Genomic DNA, 23,074 nt, shown 5'->3' with positions numbered 1-23,074 from the left:
TTCTCCTTTACTCTATTATTATTTTTTCTTTTTCTAAATAAATTGTTATTTTATTTATGTTTTGATTTTCAGCTATTTTTGTGATAATATTTTCTTCTATTTTTTCCTTTATTGCAGCAATTATGCTTCTTGCTCCCGAATTTTTTTTATAGTATTTTGTAGTTATAAAGTTGTTAACATCTTTATTTATTTCTACTTCTATTCCTTTAGAGTTAAATTTTGTTTTAAGGGTATTTAAGTAGTTTTTACAAATTTCTTCTACATTGTCCTTTGTAAGGACATTTAGTATAATTTTTTTTTGGATTCTGTCTAAAAGGGATAGCTTAAATCTTTTCTCAAGATCTTGCTTGATTTCTTCTTTAAAGTTTTTTATTTCTGCGATTTTTTGTTGATTTTTGTTGAATCCCATATTTTTTTCTCCAAGCAGCATTCTAGATCCAACGTTTGTAGTCATTATTATAATTGTGTTTTTAAATAGTATTTTATCTTCTTTGCTATCAATAAGTTCTCCATTTTCAAGCATTCGACTTATTAAGTTTAATATAGAGTTGTGGGCATTTTCAATGTTTTCAAACAATATTAAAGTTTCAAATGAATGTTTTAATTTGTTTGTCAGAATGCCCCCATCAGAATAGCCTACGTATCCTGGATTTGTGCCAATTAGTTTTGAAATAGAGTTTTCTTCTCTGTAATCTGACATATCTAGTTTTAATATTGAATTTTGATCCTTGATAATTTTTTTAGATAATTCATCAATTAAAGTGGTTTTTCCGCATCCATTTGATCCTATTAACAATATTGAAGTTAAAGGTTTAGAATCGTCATTAAGTCCAAGTTTGACTTTAATAATTTCTTTAATAAGCTCGCTTACTGCATGTTTTTGTCCGATCACTTTTTGATTTATTTTGTTCTCTATTTCTTTTAATTCTAAAATTTCTTCTTTTATGTTATTTGTTGCTTTAATAGATAGTATTTCATTTATTGCTTTTTGTATATCATTTGATGTTACAATATTGTCCTTTGTAGGTTCTTCCTTTTTAATTGCGCCGGCAATGTCTATTATATCTATTGCTTTATCCGGAAATCTTTTATTTATTAGATATTTGGATGAAAGTTTTATTATATCTATAAGCGCACTTTTTTCATAGATCACTCCATGATAGTCTTCGAAATTTTTTGCAATGTTTTTGATTATTTTTAGTGTATCTTTTTCATTAGGTTCTCTTACAGTAATTGTTTGGAATCTTCTGGCAAATGCTTTGTCTTTTGAGATATATTTTCGATATTCATTATAAGTGGTTGCTCCAATAATTTGTATTTCAGCCCTAGAGAGCGATGGTTTTAATATATTTGATGCATCAAGAGCCCCTTCGGAATTTCCAGCTCCTATTAAAGTGTGTATTTCATCAATAAATATTATTGTGTTTTTGTTTTTTTCAATATATTTAATTATATTATTTAAGCGGTCTTCAAATTCACCTCTATATTTTGTTCCCGATACCAAGTTTGAAACTTTAAGCATTAGAATTGTCTTGTTTTGGAGTTTGCTACTTATTTTTTTTTGTACTATGCTTGATGCAAGTCCTTCAACTATTGCTGTTTTTCCTACCCCAGGCTCACCTATTAACATTGCACTATTTTTATTTCTTCTTAAGAGTATATTTGTAAGAGTTTTAATCTCCGCTTCTCTTCCAATCAAGGGATCTAATTTTTTATTTTTTGCAAGCGCTGTTAAATTTTTGACATACTTTTCAATTTCGAAGTGTTCGTTTTCAAAGCGTATTTCTTCGTCAAATTCTTTGTAGGTTTCAATTAATCTTATTTTATTTTTTTCCATGTATTCTAATATATTTTGATCTTTAAAGTCGAAGCTAGATTTACTTAGTTTGTACTTTTTTAAAAGTTTTTTATTTTTTAATATTTGATAAAAAATTTCTTTTGCCCCTATTAAGGGTTTAGATTTAAACTCCTTTTTAGCTTCCTTTATAAGGGTAAAGACTTCTTTATTGATTTTTGGAATAATTATTTCATTTTTTTCTATTAAAATTTTCTCTAATTTATCTATTTCACATAGAACTTCTTGTTTAATGCTTTTTAGAGTTTTGGTATCTATAAATTTTATTTCAGATTTTTTAGGAGTAGTAATTATAGACATTAATAGATGCCAAATTGAAACTTCTTTATTTTTATTTTTTCTTGCAATTTCTTTTGAATCTATTTCTACCAAATTTATTAAATTTTCTGTTATGTTAATATTTTTTTATCTCCATCTTTATTGCATTTATTATATCAAATATTTTATGTTTTTCCTTATACTCTAGCTTTACAGATATGTAAAATTTAATTTTTGGTTCTGTTCCAGAGGGTCTTATGGTTATTACAATTTCATTTTCAAGTATGAATTTTATTGCGTTTATAGGATATCTATATTCTTCAATTTCTGAAATTTCTTTTTTGAAGTTAATTTTTTTAAGAGTTTTATAGTCTAATTTTTCAATTATTTTAATTCCTGCGAATTGCATTTTTTGTTCTTTTCTTAGCTTTGACATTAGTTCTTCTCTTTGAATTTCTCCATTAACCCCTTCAAAGTTTTTTTCTATATTAAATTCTTCATAATATCCAAATTCTTTGTATATCTTTTCAAGATAATTTTTAATTGTTTGTTGTTTAGCTTTTAAATCAAGTACTAAAGAACAAATCCCTTTTATGGCTGAAAATGCATCCTTATCTCTAACTTTTCTTCCTATTAGATATCCATGACTTTCTTCGCAGGCAAAAGCAAATTTTTTATTTGGTTCATTTTTTTCCATTTCATCAATTAAATTTCCTATCCATTTAAATCCTGTGTAAGTTCTAAAAATTTGAGAACCATATTTTTTTGCAATTTTTTCTAGCATTTGTGTTGTTACAAAGGATGATATTACAAATGTATTTTTAGGATTTATTTCTTTTGAAAGTATATAGTTCATTAAAATGCATGATATTTGATTTCCATTTAAAAATATCCATTCGTTTTGATCTTTAAATGCGACCCCTATTCTGTCAGCATCTGGATCTGTTGCAAGAGCAATGTCACAATCTTTTTTTTTTGCAAGCTCTATTACTTTAAGCATTGATGTTTTTTTTTCTGGATTAGGATAGTTTATTGTTGGAAATTTAGGGTTAGGCATTATTTGACTTTTTTCTAAAAAAAGTTGTATTTTGCTATTTGCAAAGAGTTTTTTTATTATAGTTCCACCGGTGCCATGTAGCGCTGTGTAGGCTATTTTTAAGTTTGTTTTTCTACTGTTTTTTTCAAAATCAGGGAATTCTTTGTTGATTGTTGCCACATATTCTTGGTCGATCTCATCGTCTAGTTCTTTGATAATCTTTTTTTCAACACCCTCTTTTATAGTAATTGTATTTATTATTTTTTTCACTTTTTTAATTTCATCAGTTATTAGTGTGTCATGAGGTGGCATCATTTGAATTCCACCTTTCCAATATGCTTTATAGCCATTATATTCTTTTGAATTATGACTTGCTGTTATCATAACGCCAACATCACAATCAAATTTTCTTATTGTATAAGATAGTTGGGGGGTAGGTCTTAAGCTTTTGTATATATATGTTTCAAAATTATTTGAGGCAAAAATTTGAGCAGCATTGTAAGCAAATTCTTTTGAAAAGTATCTTGAATCATAACTTATTGCAACTTTGGGGGTTTGATTTACTTTAAGTACATAGTTGCATATTCCTTGGCTTATTTTTTTTACATTATATGTATTTATGTAGCATGTTCCAGCTCCAATAATCCCCCTCATTCCAGCAGTACCAAATTCTAGATCTTTATAAAATCTGTTTAGAATTTCTGTCTCATTATTTGTTTTTTGAATTTTTATTGCTTCTTCTTTAAAATGCATATCTTCTTCAAGAAGAATATAGTTTTTCAATTTTTTTTTGGCTTCGATTTTTTGCATAAATTATTCCTTTTATTTTATTTAATAAAGATTAATTAAATTATATTGATTTATAATGAATTATATACTTGATATAGAATTTATTATTAGATAATTTATGAGAATGTGTATTAAATTTTGGTCGTTAAATTAATGATAGATTTTTTTTTGGAGTCTGAATATCTTCCTGCTGGTGATCAACCTAAGGCAATAAAAGAGGTTGAAAATTCTATTTTACTGGGGAATAAGTATCAAACATTAAAGGGTGTTACAGGGAGTGGAAAGACTTTTACAATTGCAAATATAATTAAAGATCTAAATAGGCCTGCTTTAGTTGTCAGTCATAACAAAACATTAGCGGCACAACTTTATAGAGAATTTAAAGATTTTTTTCCAAACAATGCTGTTGAATATTTTGTTTCTTATTATGATTATTATCAGCCAGAATCCTATGTGCCTTCAAAAGATTTATTTATTGAAAAAGAAGCTACTATTAATACTGAGATAGAAATTAAGCGAATAAGGGCGGTAACGTCTCTTGCTAAAAGACGAGATGTTATTGTTGTTGCAACTGTATCTTCGATTTATGCTCTTGGATCTCCAGATTTTTTTAAAAAATCAGCGCGAGAATTTTTTGTAGGCCAAAAAATTTCTATTAAAGAAATATCAGATATTTTTGTAGAGCTTTATTATGAGAGAACTTTGATTAATCTAGAAAGGGATAAATTTTCAATTAAGGGAGATGTTGTTGAAATTTGGCCTAGTAGTGAGCACGGAGAGTTTGCTTATCGAATTTGTTTAGATTTTGATGAAATTGTTGGAATATACAGGATTAGTTCATTTTCTAAAAAAAATTTAGGAATCACAAATAGTTTTACTCTTTTTGCTAAATCTTATTTTGTGATTCCTTATCAAAAAGTATTAGAAGCAATACCTAAAATATCTTATGATTTGGATCTTCAATGTCAATATTTTAAAGATAATGGTAAGCTTGTAGAAGCTGAGAGGCTTAGGCAGAGGGTAGAATATGATTTGGAAATGCTTAGAGAAACAGGATTTTGTTCGGGTATTGAAAATTATTCTAAGTATTTAAGTGGAAGTACAATGGGAAGGCCTTATTGTCTTTTTGACTTTTTCCCAAAAGATTACTTATTGTTTGTAGACGAATCTCATGTTACATTGCCGCAATTTAGGGGAATGTATAATGGAGATTATTCTAGAAAATTAAATCTTGTTAACTTTGGATTCAGGCTTCCTTCAGCACTTGAAAATAGACCTCTTAGATATGATGAATTTGATACATTGATTAATCAGGTTGTATTTATATCTGCAACCCCAGGCTTTGAAGAGATTTCAAAGAGCAGTGTGGTTATTGATCAAATAATTCGACCTACAGGACTTGTTGATCCTGAAATTATTACTAGGCATTCTGATGGTCAAATGGAAGATCTTTATAGCGAGATTAAAAAAAGAGTAGCTCTTAAAGAGCGGGTTTTAGTTACTACTTTGACAAAAAAAATGTCTGAGGATTTAACTGAATATTTAATAAATCTTGGCATAAAGGCAAGATATTTACATTCAGAACTTGACGCTCTTGAAAGAGTGGAAGTTATTTCATTGCTTAGAAAATCTGAAATTGATGTTATTGTTGGTATTAATTTGCTTAGAGAAGGCTTAGATATTCCAGAAGTATCTCTTGTTGCAATATTAGATGCTGATAAGGTGGGGTTTTTAAGATCTACTACTTCATTAATACAAACAATTGGTAGAGCTGCTAGAAATTCTAATGGATTTGTAATAATGTATTACGACAAAATAAGTTTAGCTATGCAGGAGGCAATTGAAGAAACTAATAGAAGGCGTCAAATTCAGATTGATTATAATAAGAAAAATAATATTATTCCTAAGACAATTGTTAAGAAGATTCAAAATATTTTAGAAAAAGAACTTAATAATAAAAATAAAAATATTAATTATGACCTTGAAAAAATTATTTCAGGCAAGAGATTGTCTAAAAAAAAGCTTATTGATAAGCTTAAGTTTGAGCTAGAAGAAGCTGTTAATGATGAAAGATTTGAAGATGCAATTGTTTTAAGAGATAAAATAAAAGAGCTTAGTAGCAAAATTAGTGCAGCTAGTAGTAAATAAAAGAGAGGTATAATCTTTGGTAAAAAATTTGGAAAAAAAAATTATCGTCAGGGGAGCAAAAGAACATAATTTGAAAAACATTGATGTGGATATTCCAAAAGATGGTTTAGTTGTAATATCTGGTAAGAGTGGCTCTGGTAAATCTTCTCTGGCTTTTGATACTATTTTTGCAGAAGGGCAAAGAAGGTATATGGAGTCTGTTTCAGCTTATGCAAGACAGTTTTTGGGTGTAATGAAAAAACCCAATGTTGATTATATAGACGGACTTTCTCCTTCTATAGCTATTGAGCAAAGAACAATAAGTAATAATCCTCGTTCTACTGTTGGAACAATTACTGAGATTTATGATTATTATAGACTAATATTTGCCAAAATAGGCAAAGCATACTGCCCAAATGATGGTAGATTAATAGAAGAGCAATCTTTAGATAAAATAGTTAATACTATTTTAAGTTATTCTGAGGGATCTAAGGTTATACTTTTTGCACCAATTGTAAGGGGTTCTAAAGGTTCTCATAAAAAAGTTTTAGAAAAAATATTAAATCAAGGCTTCAATAGAGTGAGAATAAATTCTGAAGATTATTTAATAGAAGATGCACTTAATTTAAATTTGCATAAAAATAAAAAACATACCATTGAAATTATAGTTGATAGGATTAAACTTGACAATAATGTTAGAGTTAGGCTTGCAGAATCTATTGAGACTTCTCTTCTTGTTTCTAATGGATATTTGCGAGTGGAGATTGAGAATGATTTAGAAAAAATAGATAAGCTTTTTACAGAGCATAATAGTTGTCCTTTATGTGGGTTTTCGCTTCCTTTTATAGAGCCCAGGCTTTTTTCGTTTAATAGTCCATTTGGTGCTTGTAGTGAGTGTTCTGGCCTTGGTGTTACACTTGAGTTTGATTTTGAGAGTATTTGTCCTGATACTAGCCTTTCTTTTAATGATGATGCTTTTATTACGTTTAAGACAAGTTCATCTTGGTCCGTGGCTATTTTTAAAGGACTTGCTAAGCATTTTAATTTTGAATTAAATACCCCTGTAAAAGACATTCCAGACAAAGTTCTTAAACAAATTTTATACGGCTCAAATGAAAAAATAGATTTTATTTATCAGTCTAAAGAAATGGAAGCAAAGGCAGTAGATGGAGGGTTTCATTATTCTAAAAAGTTTGAAGGGCTTTTACCTCTTTTAAAAAGACGATATCTTACAACAGAATCAGAGAGTACTAAAATTTTTTATGAAAATTTGATGTCTAAAAAAATCTGTAATTCATGTAAGGGTAAGCGTTTAAGCGTTGGAGCTTTAACTGTGAAAATCAATGGGAGAGACATTCAAGATCTTAGTAATTTATCTGTATTTGATTCTTATATGTTTTTTGAAGATTTACAGCTTGATTTGGTGGATGAAAAAATATCTAAAGAAATTTTAAAGGAAATTAAAAGTAGGCTTAAATTTTTAATTGATGTTGGTCTTTCTTATTTGTATTTAAATAGAATATCAGGCAGTTTATCTGGAGGTGAAGCTCAGCGCATTAGGCTTGCTACTCAAATAGGGTCAGCACTTTCGGGTGTTATTTATGTTCTTGATGAGCCAAGTATCGGGCTTCATCAAAGAGATAACGAAAAATTAATCTCTACTCTTGTTAATCTTAAAAATCTTGGCAATACAGTAATTGTTGTTGAGCATGACGAGCAAACTTTGCGTACTGCAGACTATATTATTGATATGGGCCCTGGTGCTGGAATTCTTGGGGGGGAAATAGTTGCAAAGGGAGCTTTAATTGATATTTTAAATAGTAAAAATAGTTTAACCGGGCAATATTTAAGCGGTAAGTTTAAAATAGATATTCCAGACTCTAGAAGAAAGACAAATAAGGGAGAAATTTTGCTTTTAGGAGCTAATAAAAACAATCTTAAAAATATAGACGTAAGCATCCCTTTAGGAGTTTTTACTGTAATAACAGGTGTTTCTGGTAGCGGAAAAAGTACTTTACTTAACGAAGTACTTTTTCTAGCTCTTGATAGCAGATTAAAGCTTGATGAAAAGTATTGTGATGGTTTTAAAGATATTGTTGGATACGAAAAAATCGATAAAATTATTCAAATAAATCAAAAACCAATAGGCAGAACTTCAAGATCAAACCCAGCAACTTATGTAGGATTTTTTACAGAAATTAGAGAGCTTTTTGCCAGACTCCCGGAAGCAAAGTCAAGAGGGTTTAAAGCTGGTAGATTTTCTTTTAATGTTAAGGGTGGAAGGTGCGAGAAATGCCAAGGGGACGGATATCTTAATATTCAGATGCATTTTTTACCAGATGTTTTTGTTCCTTGTGATTTGTGCAAGGGAAAAAAATTTAATGAGGAAACTTTAGAAGTTAGGTATAAAGGAAAGAATATACATGATGTTTTAGAGATGAGTGTATTTGAAGCTAGAAATTTTTTTGAGAATGTTCCAAAAATTAGCCATTATTTGAAATTTTTAATTGAAGTTGGGCTTGAATATATTAAGTTAGGGCAATCTGCAACAACTTTGTCAGGAGGCGAGGCTCAACGCATTAAGTTAGCTTTTGAGTTGAGCAAAAAGAGTACAGGCAAAACCTTTTATATTATTGATGAACCTACAACTGGATTGCATTTTGATGACATAAAGAAGTTGTTAGAGGTTTTGCAGCAGTTAGTTTCTAATGGCAATACAGTTGTACTAATAGAGCACAATTTGGATGTAATTAAACAGGCAGATTATATAATAGATTTGGGGCCTGATGGTGGATTGGCAGGGGGAAATATTGTTGTTTCTGGTATTCCTGAAGAGGTTGCAAAATGCGAGAATTCCTATACAGGAATGTTTTTAAAAAATTTTTTGTAATATTATTAATTTTTTTTACATTTTCTAATGTAATTTTTGCTCAAACTGTAAATGACGAAAATTCTAAAAAAAGAAGTAAGCTGACTTTAAGTCAAAAATCTTATTTAAGAGAACTTGAGCTTTCAACTGATGAAGATTTGAAAAAATGGGCCTTACAAGAAGGCCTAGAAGAAACGGATGTTTTAAAAATACGAGAATTGCTTTTAAAAAAGTTTGGAATAGATCCTGGGCTTTTTGTCAAAGGAAAAGGACTTGCTGGATCTGGTAGATATAAAATAATAATTGAAGCTACAGACAATCTTGAAAATTTTACCTATGGGCTTACTAAGGACGAAAGTATTGTTTTTGAAGGAAGAGTTAATATCTTGGTTGAAGATATTAAAGAGAATAAGAAACATAATATTAAAGGTGATAGGATAGTCCTTAATAAGGACTCTAAAAAACTTTATTCTATTGGAAATGTTGAATATATTCTTGATATGGATAGCAATGAAAAGCTTTATTTTTATGGTAATGAATTTTTTGTTGATTTTGATTCTCAAAATTTTCTATTAAAAGATGGTATTCTTCAAAAAAAAATGCAAAAAAATCAAATAGATCATATTCTTTCGTTTGGAGGAAAGGTTATAAAAAAGATAGACAATGATGTTACTATTTTGGAGCAAGCTTTTGCAACAACTAGTAAAATTCCTGAGCCTTACTACTCGATCAAAGCTGCTAAAATATGGGTATTGCCTTCAGGAGATTTTGGCTTTTTAAATGCTATATTTTATATGGGAAGAGTCCCAGTATTTTATATTCCTTTTTTCTTCAGGCCGGGAGATGGTTTATTTTTTAATCCATCTTTAGGCTTAAATCCACGAAAAGGTTTTTCTGTTTTTAATACTATTTATCTTTTTGGCAATAAATCTTCAAATGAAGATTCTTCTTTTTTAGATTTTGATTTTAATTCTGTTTATAATTCAGGTAAAAAACCTTATATAAGAAATGGATATTTAACTTATTTTTTTGCAGAAAATTTAGCACATAATCTTAATAAAGATTATGTTAAGTTGATTTTTGATATTTATGCTAATTTAGGATTTTATTCTGGAATTGATTTTGATTTGAGCAATACTTTTGGGCGTTTTAAAACTTTGGAAGTAAATTTCGGATTAGGTTTTACTAGGAATGTTTATAGTTACGATGAAGGATATTATCCTTTTGACAATAGAACTTTAAAACAATCCCTTTTTAGTTTTTCCAATCTTAACAAAGGAGATATATTGGGGTTTGAAGTTCCTTTTAGATATTTACTTAAATCAAAAACAGAATTCCTTTTAAGCGATGCACTTTTTTCAGTTGTTTTAGAACACTATTCTGATCCATATGTTAATATTGATTTTAGAGATAGAATAGAGAGTGCTTCATTTTTTTCTCTTTTAAATTTAGATAAAGATTCGGTTAAAGAGCAAACTAAAATTAACACTTTTGATTGGAATTTATCTTCTTTTTATAGTCGGAAATTTGATGATGGTTCAATTTTAGATTACAAATTAAATAATTTGGGCTTAAGTTTTAAATTGTCAGATTATGATAATCTTTATATTAGATCTCCTTTAGAAAAGCCAAAAGGGATTAATGATCCTACAAGAAAATGGTTTTATTTAGAGAGAATTTATGTCCCATATATTGATTTAAATTTTCAAAAAGACCTTTACAATAATCAATGGACATTTTCAGCTGATGCTAAAGAAATGATAATGGGCCCAGAAATTAAAAATCTAAAAGATAAGGATAATAATAAACAGAGTGCAAAAGACAAAAAGGCCGAAAAAATAAAAGATTTAAATAAAAATTTATATGTTCCTCCAGAACTAATTACTTTAGAAAATACTGATCAATTTGATTCTTTTTTTATTAGGTTTAGCATTAATCCTTATTTAAGAAATAATGTTTTTTTCAATAATTATGGTATTACAAGTCCAAAGGACTTTAATTATGAGATAAAAAATTATTTATTTGATATAAAAAATAAAACGGATATAAAAATTCATGCAGATTTTTATAATCGTTTAATTACTTTTGAAAATTCATTATATCTTAATACTGTTGAGTACAATCCTTTAAATAAAAACTTTGAAGTTGAAGATAAAGATAAAAAAAGTGAACACTCTATTATTAATCAAATAAATTTAAACTTGCTTCCGTTTATTAGGTATCCTTTATTTTCTAGGAGTATTTTAAAGTTTGAAAATAAGTCTACTTTGTATTCATTTAATAAAAAATATGATACTGATGCCAAATCTTTAGTTAATAAGAATGGTAGTATTTTTTTATCTGATCCGGAAACTTTTTATCAAAGCTTAACAGCTTCTTTTATTTATGATTATAATTATTTTAATGCTGAGCTTTCAGGCGAATTAAAAAATAGTTTTGAAGATATTAAGGCTTCTTCTGAGCTTAAATTTTCTTTAGATTTTCCTTATTTGTTACAAGAAGCTGGAATTGGAATTAAATATTATAAAAAATTTAAAGAAGACCCCATTAAAAACCCCGAAATTTCTGTTAAGCAATCTTTATTGAATTCTTTAGAGCCCCAAAAGCCATCATCACCTTATAAAAATTTAGAAATGTCTCCTGCTTTGTATTATAAAATTGAGCCGAAATATTTAAACTATTTTAAATTTGTTTTTTTAGCTGCTTATGATCCTTTGATAAATAGAATTTCTGAACTTTCATTTAAACTTAATGTTTTTGATTTTCAGTTTTTGTTTGCTATGAAAGATGACTTTGAATATAATTATGATTCTTTAAAAGGGAATTTTTCTAAGGTTGGTATTACGACTAAACTTGTTCCGTATTCTTTAGATTCTAGTTATAAGAAGGAGTTTAGTGTTTTAAATTTGTTTGATAAGAAACTTTCTTTTACTTTGGGGATAGATGCTGGCTGGAAAATAAATTTACAGAAATTTACTGATAATGAACTTTGGTCTGCATTAACTTTTAAATTTAAATATACAGAATTTTTAGAAATTTACTTTTCTACTTTTTCTGTCAATACTAAGATTTTTAGATACTTTAAAGTATATATGGATCAAATTGGCCTTGAGACCGTTAATATCTTTACTGATTTGTTGAAATCTTTTAATTTCTTTAATCTCCAAGACAGAAAAAATTCACTTTTTAAAATTAAAAAATTTTCATCAGGCTTTAAATTCAATTTTTATGATTGGAAGTTTGTTGGCGAATATCATTTAGAGCCAGATTTGATAAAAGGATCTGACGGGATTTATTCTCCCATTTGGAGAAATAATTTTACAATTTATATCTCTTGGAATTTTTTTGCTCCTGTAAAAGCATCATTTGAAAACAATAAAGATACAAACTATGATCTTATCATTAATAGAAAAGCAAAAAAATAATAACGGTTTTTATATATTGGTAGCATTGGTTTTTATAGTTCTTGTTATTAAAATATTTATTGTTTTTTTTGTGTCAATACCTATTTTTGTTATGTTGAGTTTAAAAATAGATGGATATTTAATAGCTAAGTTTAAGGTATTGTTATTTTTGTCTTTAGAGAAAGTTTTTAGTGGATATGCTTCAAATTTAAATGAAGTTTTAGGGCCAATAAAAAATTCACTATATTTATTTTTATACCTTGTTTCATTGTTTATTGTAAGATCTTCTTTTTTTAAGACAATTTTATTATTGTTAAGGCTAGTGTTTTGCCAATTTATTTTTACTGCGTCTAAGCTATTGTTTGTAATTTGAATATAAATATATTCATTTGTTCCCTTGATTATATCTATGTCAATATATTTAAAGGGAGAATCTAAAACTTTAAAATTAGTTTCATAATCATCTGGGCTTATTTTTATTGTAGCGCAACAATAAAAATAAGCCATTGAAATCAGGAATATTGTTTTTATGTATTTTTTGGTACTATTTTTACTTAGCTTTGTGAAAGCCAAGATCTGCAATATTTTCATTTCCTGAAATAAGAGAAATTTTTCCACCTTGTTCTTCAAATTTTTTCCTTAGTTTAACTGTTTTTTTGATTAAATCAATAGTAATTTGTTTTAATTTTTTGCCATTATAGATTCCTTTTGACCAATAGTCAATTATTAATTTACTATCGCCAAATATATTTGTTACATTTTCTTTTAATGCTATTTTGAGTGCTGTATATAAGGCAAGCAGTTCTCCAAAATTATTACTAATCCCTTGAAAATCTTTGACATAATGATTACCATATTCATTAATCAAGGATTTATCTAGGATTTTGTCCAATATTGGAATCCTTTTTTCGTTTACAACCCTAATTTCTACACCCTTTCCTCTTCCTGTTCCAGAATCAAAATATATACCAATTGGGTGATGATGAATTTTATCCTCATTCCCATTATAGAATAACCAATTTTGAGCTTGTTCTATTGTTTTAAAACTTTTTATTTTATTATTTTTCCCCTTAATGGTATTTTTGCATTCTTCCCATGATTTGAAAATAATTTTTTCATTACTATTGATCAAAATGCATGCATAATATTTGTTCATATGGATAGTAGTATTAACTTCCTGAGCACCATAGGTTTATTATGTTACAAGCTCTTCCAAAGATTTTTTCTTTCGATTTTTTAAATTCCATTGCATCTACTATTTCTTTGTTATAACCAATGAATTTTTCTTTTAAGCTTGGTTTAATGAGTCTTTTTGGAAGCACGCTTGGGAGTATTCCTGTAATCGTATAAGACATGTAAAAATTGTAAGCGGCTGCATTTATTTCTCCAGGAGTAATTATTCCTGAAATTTCGTAATTTCTTGATACATTAAGTCCTGCTATTTTATATATTCTATCAACTACTAAAGAACAATAGGTTTTGTTATGAATTTCTTCAAGATTAAATGAATCTGTCCATAAATTAGAGGATATTAATGGAATCATATATCCAAAGTTATTGTCAATGTATCTGCTTCTTCCAAAATTAATAGCTTTTTGAATTGTTCTTGTGTCTGTTATTGGCGAGAATATTTTTAATATTCTTGATTGTACGTATGTTGAAAGTTTTTCATATCCTGATCCTTGAGTAGATGCTGTATCAAATTTGATTTGATTGCTTGTAATTATTGACTTTATATCAAAATTATCATTTCCATCAAATGCAATTTTTTTAGTAGCTTCGTATTTTTCTTCATCAAATATTCCTACATGTTGCCAAAAATAAAAAAACTCTGTCCAATCTATTTTTGGTTTTATTAATATTATATCGCCATTTGATAAAAGAGATCTTAATTTTTTAGGGGTTATTTCAATGCCTGTATTTGGGTCTATTATTTTGGGTATTAGATCATATTGATTGTTATTATCAGAATTATCAATAGTTGATCTTTTCCTTCTTCTTGGTGGTTGTTTTGAATAATACAATTCATTGTGAAGATCTGCAATTTTTTGTTTTTCAAGTATTGTTTTTATTATGTTGTTTTCAACTTTTAAAAAATACATAAATTGTTCAAAATATTTTTTATCTTTTATTTTTAATAATTGATTTGCTATTGTATGCGGTGCAACATATTCTTCCCCATCTATTATTTCTTTTGTTATTGAATTTATATTTTTTTGAGGGAAAAATGAATTAATATGGCTTAATTGTATGTATCCCAAATTTTTATCATGGAATGTTTGTTCAATTAGGTTTAAAATTTCTTTTTCTAGATGCATTTGTAATTCTATTAATGCTGTCAATTTTTCATTATCTGAATTTGTGTGATTAAAATTTGTTTTTTTTTCAAAAGCAGTATCAATTTTAATTGTTAGATTGCCATTGACGCTGCTTTGATCTATAAATTTTATCCATTCTGTTTCATTGTTTAAATAATTTTTATAAGCATTTAAATAGTTTTTGATTTCTTCTAGTTTTTGTGGGCTTATTTTTATTTTTGCTGCTGTTTGTTTTATTAAAAAAGAACTATTATTATTGTTTAAAATTTCTTGGATGCTAGATATTGGTATTCGATATTCTGTACTAGAAGGATTCTTTATTAAAGAGCTTTCTAGTGGTGTGTTTTGTGTTAATATGATTTCTGATGTGCTTAGATTTTTTGGTTTGTTATTCGCAATTAAAGCACAAGAGAATGTGAAGACGTGTATAGCTAATATTAATATTAATCCATTGATTTTCTTCATGGTAGTATTTTAGCATAATTATCGTTAATGTTTTGGATTTAAAGTTTTATTTTAGAGCTTTTTTGTTTTTAGTAAGTTTTCTATCTAATATATAATTGATATTTTTGAATATAAAGTATAATATTTCAATATATGGCAATTTTATAAAGGGAAAATCTATGAAAGGATGTTTAAACCCAATAAATATATTTTCTGAAATAGGCCGTTTGAAAAAAGTTTTGCTTCATAGGCCAGGAGAAGAATTGGAAAATTTAACGCCTTTTGTTATGAAAAATTTTTTATTTGATGATATTCCTTATCTTGAAGTTGCAAGACAAGAGCACGAAGTCTTTGTAGGTATTTTGAAAAATAATTCAGTTGAAATTGAGTATGTTGAGGATCTTGTTAGTGAGGTTCTTGCTTCTTCTGTATCGCTCAAAAATAAATTTATATCTCAATTTATTCTGGAGGCAGAAGTAAAAACAGATTGTACAATTGATTTTTTAAAAGATTATTTTTCTAGTTTGACTATCGATATTATGGTCTCTAAAATGATTTCGGGTGTTGCAAGAGAGGAGCTTAAAAATTATGTATCTTCTCTTGATGATATGGTTAATGGAGCAAGTCTTTTTATTATTGATCCTATGCCTAATGTTTTATTTACTAGGGATCCTTTTGCTAGTATTGGTAATGGAATTACAATAAATAAAATGTTTACTAAAGTTAGACATAGAGAGACAATATTTGCGGAATATATTTTTAAATACCATCCCGTTTATAAAAAAAATGTTCCAATTTGGTTTAACAGATGGGAAAAGGCTTCCTTGGAAGGTGGAGATGAGTTTGTTTTAAGTAAGGATCTTTTGGTTATTGGGATTTCTGAAAGAACATCAGCAGAGTCTGTAGAAAAATTAGCTACTAGTCTTTTTGAAAATAAGACCTCATTTAACACAATTTTGGCTTTTAAAATTCCAAAGAATAGGGCTTATATGCATTTAGATACAGTTTTTACTCAAATTGATTATAGCGTTTTTACAAGTTTTACGAGTGATGATATGCATTTCTCGATTTATGTTTTAACTTATAATCCAAGTTCTAGTAAAATTCATATTAAAAAGGAAAGGGCTAGACTTAAAGATGTTTTGAGCTTCTATCTTGGTAGAAGGATTGACATAATAAAATGTGCAGGTGGAGATTTAATACATGCTGCAAGGGAACAATGGAGTGACGGTGCTAATGTTTTAGCTATAGCTCCAGGTGAAGTGATTGCTTATTCTAGAAATCACCTGACTAATAAGTTGTTTGAAGAAAATGGTATTAAGGTTCATAGAATTCCGTCTAGTGAGCTTTCAAGGGGGCGTGGTGGTCCAAGATGTATGTCTATGCCTTTAATAAGAGAAGATATTTAATATTTGGGCTAAATTAGTTAAATAAGATTTAAAAATTAATTGTAAAGGTTAGAGGTTATTATGTATAATTTAAGAAATAGGAGCTTTTTAAATCTTTTGGATTTTACAAGCAAAGATATTGAATATCTACTTGATTTATCGATCGATTTAAAAAAATCAAAATACGCAGGAATTGAGGTGCAGAAGCTTAAAGGTAAAAATATAGTTATAATTTTCGAGAAAGATTCAACAAGAACGCGGTGCGCTTTTGAGATTGCAGCGTATGACCAAGGAGCAAATATTACGTATTTAGGACCTAAAGGCAGTCAAATAGGCATAAAAGAATCTATTAAAGATACTGCTAGAGTTTTGGGGCGCATGTATGATGCCATTGGATTTAGAGGATTTTCTCAACAAAGTGTTGAATGCTTGGCTAATTATTCTAATGTTCCTGTTTATAATGGATTGACAGATGTTTCTCATCCAACCCAAATATTAGCTGATTTAATGACAATAAAAGAGCACAAGGGAAGTTTAAAAGGAATTAAAATAGTTTTTTGTGGCGATGGCAGGGGAAATGTTGCCAACTCTTTATTGAAAGGCTGCGCTATTATGGGTCTTGATTTCAGAATTTTTGCCCCCAAAGAGCTTTTCCCAGATCCCAATTTGACGCTTAAGGCCAAGTCTTTAGCCTTAAAGAGTGGGGGTAAAATTACAATTACAGATTCTAAAGAAGAGGCTGTTAGATGTGCTGATGTTGTTTATACGGATGTGTGGGTATCTATGGGTGAGAGTAATTGGGAAGATAGAATAAATCTTTTAAAGTTTTATCAGGTCAATAAAGAATTGATGAGCATAGCAAAAGATGATGCAATATTTATGCATTGTTTACCCGCTTTTCATGACTTAAATACTGTAGTTGGTAAAGATATTTTTGATAAATATGGACTTAATGGAATTGAGGTTACAGAAGAAATTTTTGAAAGTAAAAATTCAGTTGTTTTTGATGTTGCTGAAAATAGGGTGCATACTATTAAAGCTATTATGGTATCGACTTTGGGATAATGGTAATTTATTTATATGAAATTATTTAGAAGGAATAAACGTTATGATCAAAATGCCAAGTAGTTTTACAATGATATTTTCTTTAATTGTATTTGTTACCATTTTAACATATATAATTCCTGCTGGTAAGTTTGATAAAGAATTTAGGCAAATAAGTGGCGGCTCTAAAAGGGAGATAATCGTTGCCGGAACTTATCAATCTATAGATCGAGGTCCCAGAGGATTTTTACACCCTATTATGACTATTTTAACCGCAATGTCAAAAGGCATGGAGCATGCAGCCGAAGTTGTTATTTTTGTTTTAATTGTTGGAGGTGCTTATGGGGTTATTATGAAAACAGGAGCAATAAATGCAGGAATTTATTGTTTAATTAAGAAGTTGGGACATAAAGATAAGTTGCTTATTCCTTTGTTAATGTTTATTTTTTCAATTGGTGGAACTGTAACGGGAATGAGCGAAGAGGCTCTTCCTTTTTATTTTGTTATTATTCCTCTGATAGTGGCTTTGGGTTATGATAGTCTTGTTGGAGCGTCTATTATTGCTTTGGGAGCTGGGGTGGGTACCATGGCTTCTACTGTAAATCCATTTGCTACAGGAATTGCATCCGAAATAGCTTCTATTAGTTTACAGGATGGGTTTTATTTTAGAATTGTTCTTTATTTTGTATCAGTATTAATTGCTATAATTTATGTTTCTGTTTATGCATCTAAAATTAAAAAGGATCCTTCAAAATCACTTGTTTATTCTCAAAAAAATGAACATTATCAACATTTTGTTGAAAAAAATGAGCTTTCTGTTAGAAACAATACCCAGAATGTTATTAACTTTACTTTTGCTCATAAACTAGTTTTACTTTTATTTGGACTTATGATATTGATTTTGGTATTTAGTATTGTTAAGCTTGGTTGGTGGATGCAAGAAATGACAATGTTATATCTTGGAGTTGCCATTATAGCCGCTTTTATTTGTAGGTTGGATGAATCTGAAATGTGGGATGCTTTTGTAAAAGGCTCTGAAAGTGTAATAACAGCAGCTCTTATTATTGGACTTGCTAGGGGTGTTATGATAGTGTGCGATGATGGTTTGATTACAGCTACTATATTAAACGCTGCTACTAATTTTTTATATAATCTTCCCAGACCTTTTTTTATCATTTTAAATGAAATTATTCAAATATTTATAGGATTTGTTGTTCCATCTTCATCAGGGCATGCTAGTCTAACTATGCCAATAATGGCGCCACTTGTCGATTTTTTGTCAATGCCAAGGTCTTCGGTTGTTATTGCTATGCAGACTTCATCTGGACTTATTAATTTAATAACACCTACAAGCGGAGTTATAATGGCTGTATTAGGGATATCTAAATTAAGTTATGCTACTTGGTTTAAGTTTGTTTTGCCATTATTTGTTATTGAGTTCTTTATTTCCATTTTAGTTATTATAGCCAACGTTTATTTGAGTTCTTAGTCCACTATATGTCATTCCATAAATAGGCTCCACAATAATATCAGCAGCATTAAACTCGTTGATAGCTTGCTTAAATTCGTTACAAGATAAGCTGATGTTACCAGTAACAAAAGTATCAGCATAAGACAGGCAGGCTGTTTTAATAGTTTCTTTAATAACAGAAATAACATCCCCAGCTGTTTTTAAATGGTCTACGCTTTTTTCTTTTTCTCTTCTTCAGCAACACTTTTAGCCCCTGTACAATCTTTTACTACCTTTCTATTTTATTTTCAAGCTTTACTAGTTTGCTCTATAGCTTTCATATACTTCTTTATTGCTGCGTTTTCTAAAGTGTTGTCCTTATAACTAGAAACAAGCAGGCACTCTTTAGCATTTTACTAAGCTTAGAATACTCTTCTTCTAAGTTTATTTTTTCTAGTTTATCAAGAGTTTTTTATGCTTTTTAGAAAGGCTCTGTACTAAAACATCCAATATCTCTAACAATCACCACAACTGCCGTAGGTATTAATGATGCCATGAGATCTTGTATATTTGCTATAAATAGAATCTAGACTATATTGATATGTTTTGGTTTTGCTAAAAAATCCATAAACTTTTTATTGTCTTATTCAGTTAATTTATCTTTAGTTTCTTGCTTTTTTCTTTACTAGTGGCGGTGGAGGGGGGCATTCAGCAAATATTTTAGGGTTACTCTTGTTCTTTTTAGTTTTGCCTGTAATATTTCTTTTCATCATTAATATTCCCTTCTGTTCTTTAGTTATTCATTATTCAAATATTATTTTATTATAAAGCAAATGCAGAGTAGAGACAATAATTTTAAATTTATTTGCCATACTTTTAAAAACCGTAGAATTTAATTTGGTATATAAAGAGTAATATGGTAGCATTTATCTTTTATGTGAGTTGCTAGATTTTTTAGATTGGTTTTAAGGTTGTTGGAATCTTTGCTACAACCCTCAATGGTTGCGTTTAAGGGTTTGTTTTTTTTAGCTTTCTAGGATTGGTATGGCTCTTTAGCTTGTTTGGATTAACCTCGTCAAGAGGTTCTACATGATATACAAATTGATGTTAATATTGCTGCAATAATGTTAAGCTTAATGATATTTAATTTATTTTTTTTCAAAATGTTATCCTTTTATATTAAATTTAGTATTTATTAATTTTAATATAAAAGGATAATATAATATTTAATATAAAAGGATAATATAATAATTTGATATTATTTTCAAATAATATCAAAACTTATTTGATATTAAAAATTTAATTTCTACTTTGTGGTTTTGTTTTGGGCTTGGTTAGCTTATATGAAAAAAAAAGAGAAGAATTAACTTTTCTTTTTAAAAATATTAAGCGCAGAATTATTAATTTTTTTGTTTGGATTAATCGGTTTAATTTAGTAGATAAAGAGTTTCGTAGCATTTAGCCAAAGTATTAATGATTTAGTATGGTATTAGTTTGTAAGACAATTATCATAAACCAGAATGGTATGAATCCTTTTTGCATAAATTAGATAGACACTTTTTATTAAGCAAGCTATGCAACAATTGTGGTATTAAAAATACAACTCTAAAATTAAGTGATACTAGGTGAACACTTGCGATAGTTGTAATATTTATATGATAGAGATATAAATGCATTTCTAAATCTTAAAATAGAAGTAAGTAAACGATAAAAATTCTATAAAAACAAATAATAGCACTACGCTTCAATCTCATGTAATCAAAATTCAAAAACAGATCTAAGAAAAAGAAAACGAAGCAAAAAAGCTAAAAAATGATTTATTATCAATAAAAACCCTTTGGGTTGTGTATTAAAATTGAAATACTCTAAGCTTATCTATAATAAAAGATTAATATAAACCACAATTAAAGATAGGCTTGTTAAATTGATTTATTGATTTTAATATGCTTTTTTCTAATATTTATAGAAACTCCTTTATCAGAAAAAAAGACAATGATTTTAAAAAAAGTTAATAAAAAATTATCTTTACTGCACATATTATGGAAATTATCACTATAGCAATAAATTTAGTTGCAATATATTTAAGGGATTCAAGCAAAATTAGATAAAAACATTACAGATAATTGAAACAAAATTTTAAAAGAGCTTAAAAAACAAAATAAAGTTTAACTTTTAAGACTTAAAAAGAATTCCAATACATAAATCAAAATAATAAAAAAAATTAAGTGGATTAGATGATAAATCTACTAAAGAAATAGAATTTCTAAAACAAGGCAAAAGTAAAGGATAAATATCTAATAAAAAATTTCAAAAAAGATTAAACGACATGCAAGCTAAATATAAAAGATATAACTATTATAACTAACTTAATACCTCCTGAATATATTAAAAATTAAAAATTAAAAGTAAAATATAAAAAAACTTCCTAGTATATAAAAAGCCAGAAAACAAAAAAATAAAGGTTAAAATTGATAGATAAAGTAAAGGCTTATAATTAGTATTTTATCAAGATATAAGTAAGAGAGCCTTCTTTAAGGAAAGGCTCTAACTAATTTTAAATATTAATATATTTTTATATATTTTTTTATCCATTTTAACTTATTTTCATTTTCCAATCTTTTAATAATGCCTTCTTTTAAACTTTCCTTAGCTTCATTAAAGAATAAATCTGTAGATCCTATATCTTGTTCTGCAATATCAATGCGAGTCATAATTTCATCAAATTCGTTTTCTGTATTTAAATTATTTTGTAATTGTCTTAGCTTAGTTATTTTAGTTCTATTTTCACGACGATTTTTCATTAGTGATGTTATTTTATTGTTAATCTTATCTATTACATCATAAAAATCACTTTTTATCGAAGTATATTCATGTTTAAGTGACCTCATATCCTCAATTAACTTGGGAAATCCAGAGCCTCTAATAGCATTTTCTATATTTTTAATTTTTTTATCTGCTCTCTTTTCTTCATTAGTAGAAGGAAAAAGTTGTTCTTGTTTTATCTCTTTTTTTGATTATTCTCAATTGGAATGGTTGTGGTTGTTGTTGTTGGTATACTAGCTTTATTGTTAGGTAGCCTCTAAAGACGCCACAGTATACTGCGGGGTTTTTTCATTTTGAGGGTGGCTCTTTATTCCCATCAATTCCCATCTTAGCACTTTGTCTCCTAAGAGTTGTTATTGTGTTTCTACACTATATATAAATTATGAGAAAGTGCCAATATCACTATATAATAAATTATTTATTATATCTATCTTTAATTCATATGCATTTGACTATTTAATAAGAAGATTTGCTTTAAACCGATATTGTAAAATCAGTTTATATCAATGTCCAATGCCTCAACCCGAAGAAAAAAAAATCTTAAGTAATTCTTTATATTTAAATCTTGCAAAAATACTTCTCTGCTGATAGCTAAAAAAGACCCTGAGAACTTTAAATATTTACTTTACTTAAAACATTTTGATTTTAATAAAAAAAAGTTAATAAAATGCTAAATCTAGATATAGAAGATGAATTCTTTAAAGAAAAAAAACATGAAAATAACTTTATTATAGCTAGTCTTTATTCACTAACCAAAGAAGATTTCATTACTTTGCTTAGCGATTTCAAAGCATTAAAAAATAAAAAAGGAAAAGATTATATTTCGTCTTTAATAAAAGGATATGAGAATTATTTAAGAATAAAAATAAACTTAACTAAGCTTAACAATTCAAGCTTAGTTAAGGTATTTAAAAGAAATTTATATTTATTTAATTAGATCAATGTTTTTAATAAAAACATTGATCTAAAATAATTGAAAAGTTATTTTCAATAAAGCGGTTTTCAAAGAAAGCAATAGAGAAACTAAAAACTTTTACAAATTAAAGAAAATAATGTTTATATGTTAAAAATGTAGCAATGTATCATGGCAGGTGTTTTTTAAAGCTAAAGATATTAGAAATAAAGGGTTGTGGTTTGCACAGAAGGTCACAAAGAGTATGTATTGACGATATTTTGCTTTCTTTTTATACTAAATTATCTCTAATATCGCTGGTGGCTTCTACAGCATTTTTTTATCATTGCTATCTTTTATTTTGCTTCTTAAAGTAC

Annotated in this window: 13 protein-coding genes and 2 pseudogenes; 8 read left to right on the top strand and 7 right to left on the bottom strand. The window is 27.8% G+C overall.

The window, feature by feature from the left end:
• Positions 1-7: 7 nt before the first annotated feature.
• Both DB318_RS00215 and DB318_RS00210 read right to left on the bottom strand, forming a co-directional pair.
• Entirely contained in the window at positions 8-2,227 is a 2,220-nt protein-coding gene (locus DB318_RS00215; protein WP_151060472.1) for an AAA family ATPase, read from the bottom strand.
• Between the two features lie 22 nt (positions 2,228-2,249).
• Positions 2,250-3,959, bottom strand: a complete 1,710-nt coding sequence (locus DB318_RS00210) for a phospho-sugar mutase (protein WP_151074097.1) — start codon at positions 3,957-3,959, stop codon at positions 2,250-2,252.
• Between the two features lie 132 nt (positions 3,960-4,091).
• Here DB318_RS00210 and uvrB point away from each other — a divergent pair, with 132 nt between their 5' ends.
• Genes uvrB through DB318_RS00195 form a run of 3 tightly spaced genes read left to right on the top strand, consistent with a single transcriptional unit; the run spans position 4,092 to position 12,359 of the window.
• Positions 4,092-6,086 (top strand): excinuclease ABC subunit UvrB, encoded by a 1,995-nt coding sequence (gene uvrB / locus DB318_RS00205; RefSeq protein WP_151060474.1) that lies wholly within the window; start codon positions 4,092-4,094, stop codon positions 6,084-6,086.
• Between the two features lie 16 nt (positions 6,087-6,102).
• On the top strand, positions 6,103-8,955 hold the full coding sequence (uvrA, locus tag DB318_RS00200) for an excinuclease ABC subunit UvrA (RefSeq protein WP_151073701.1): 2,853 nt from the start codon (positions 6,103-6,105) through the stop codon (positions 8,953-8,955).
• The gene (locus DB318_RS00195; protein WP_151074096.1) at positions 8,910-12,359 is read left to right on the top strand and encodes an LPS-assembly protein LptD; all 3,450 of its coding nucleotides are present in this window, start codon (positions 8,910-8,912) and stop codon (positions 12,357-12,359) included. Before uvrA ends, DB318_RS00195 begins: the two co-directional genes overlap by 46 nt.
• Before the next feature lie 9 nt (positions 12,360-12,368).
• On the opposite strand, the gene DB318_RS00190 is transcribed toward DB318_RS00195, so the two are convergent.
• The 3 genes from DB318_RS00190 to DB318_RS00180 are packed head-to-tail and all read right to left on the bottom strand — an operon-like array spanning position 12,369 to position 15,121.
• Positions 12,369-12,920, bottom strand: coding sequence for a hypothetical protein (locus tag DB318_RS00190; RefSeq protein WP_151074302.1), 552 nt, complete (start codon positions 12,918-12,920; stop codon positions 12,369-12,371).
• Positions 12,889-13,494, bottom strand: a complete 606-nt coding sequence (locus tag DB318_RS00185; protein WP_151073705.1) for a ribonuclease H family protein — start codon at positions 13,492-13,494, stop codon at positions 12,889-12,891. The genes DB318_RS00190 and DB318_RS00185 overlap by 32 nt, the downstream gene beginning before the upstream one ends.
• A 13-nt stretch (positions 13,495-13,507) precedes the next feature.
• Positions 13,508-15,121 carry a hypothetical protein gene (locus DB318_RS00180; RefSeq protein ID WP_151060479.1) on the bottom strand — a complete coding sequence of 538 codons (1,614 nt, stop codon included), beginning with the start codon at positions 15,119-15,121 and terminating at the stop codon, positions 13,508-13,510.
• A gap of 158 nt (positions 15,122-15,279) precedes the next feature.
• On the opposite strand from DB318_RS00180, the gene arcA reads away from it, so the two are divergent.
• From arcA to DB318_RS00165, 3 genes are read left to right on the top strand one after another with little or no spacing between them, the layout of a single operon-like run.
• Complete coding sequence (gene arcA, locus DB318_RS00175) at positions 15,280-16,509, top strand: arginine deiminase (protein ID WP_151073706.1); 1,230 nt, start codon at positions 15,280-15,282, stop codon at positions 16,507-16,509.
• Between the two features lie 60 nt (positions 16,510-16,569).
• Positions 16,570-17,553 (top strand): ornithine carbamoyltransferase, encoded by a 984-nt coding sequence (gene argF / locus DB318_RS00170; RefSeq protein ID WP_151060481.1) that lies wholly within the window; start codon positions 16,570-16,572, stop codon positions 17,551-17,553.
• 43 nt (positions 17,554-17,596) lie between these two features.
• Complete coding sequence (locus DB318_RS00165) at positions 17,597-19,021, top strand: YfcC family protein (protein ID WP_151060482.1); 1,425 nt, start codon at positions 17,597-17,599, stop codon at positions 19,019-19,021.
• A gap of 1,036 nt (positions 19,022-20,057) precedes the next feature.
• On the opposite strand, the gene DB318_RS00160 is transcribed toward DB318_RS00165, so the two are convergent.
• The gene (locus tag DB318_RS00160; RefSeq protein WP_236840931.1) at positions 20,058-20,144 is read right to left on the bottom strand and encodes a complement regulator-acquiring protein; all 87 of its coding nucleotides are present in this window, start codon (positions 20,142-20,144) and stop codon (positions 20,058-20,060) included.
• Positions 20,145-20,439: 295 nt separating this feature from the next.
• Here DB318_RS00160 and DB318_RS06240 point away from each other — a divergent pair.
• Positions 20,440-20,693: pseudogene (locus tag DB318_RS06240) on the top strand (zinc ribbon domain-containing protein); the annotation flags it as partial.
• Positions 20,694-21,543: 850 nt separating this feature from the next.
• Here DB318_RS06240 and DB318_RS00155 read toward each other — a convergent pair.
• Positions 21,544-21,984 carry a P12 family lipoprotein gene (locus tag DB318_RS00155; RefSeq protein WP_151074095.1) on the bottom strand — a complete coding sequence of 147 codons (441 nt, stop codon included), beginning with the start codon at positions 21,982-21,984 and terminating at the stop codon, positions 21,544-21,546.
• A gap of 148 nt (positions 21,985-22,132) precedes the next feature.
• On the opposite strand from DB318_RS00155, the pseudogene DB318_RS00150 reads away from it, so the two are divergent.
• A pseudogene (locus DB318_RS00150) lies at positions 22,133-22,742 on the top strand (class I SAM-dependent DNA methyltransferase); the annotation flags it as partial.
• Between the last annotated feature and the right edge of the window lie 332 nt (positions 22,743-23,074).

This window comes from [Borrelia] turdi, assembly GCF_008828755.2.
In the GTDB taxonomy this organism is placed as follows: Bacteria; Spirochaetota; Spirochaetia; order Borreliales; family Borreliaceae; genus Borreliella; species Borreliella turdi.
Note: the sequence above shows the minus strand (reverse complement) of the source record. Positions and strands in the feature narration are given on the sequence as shown.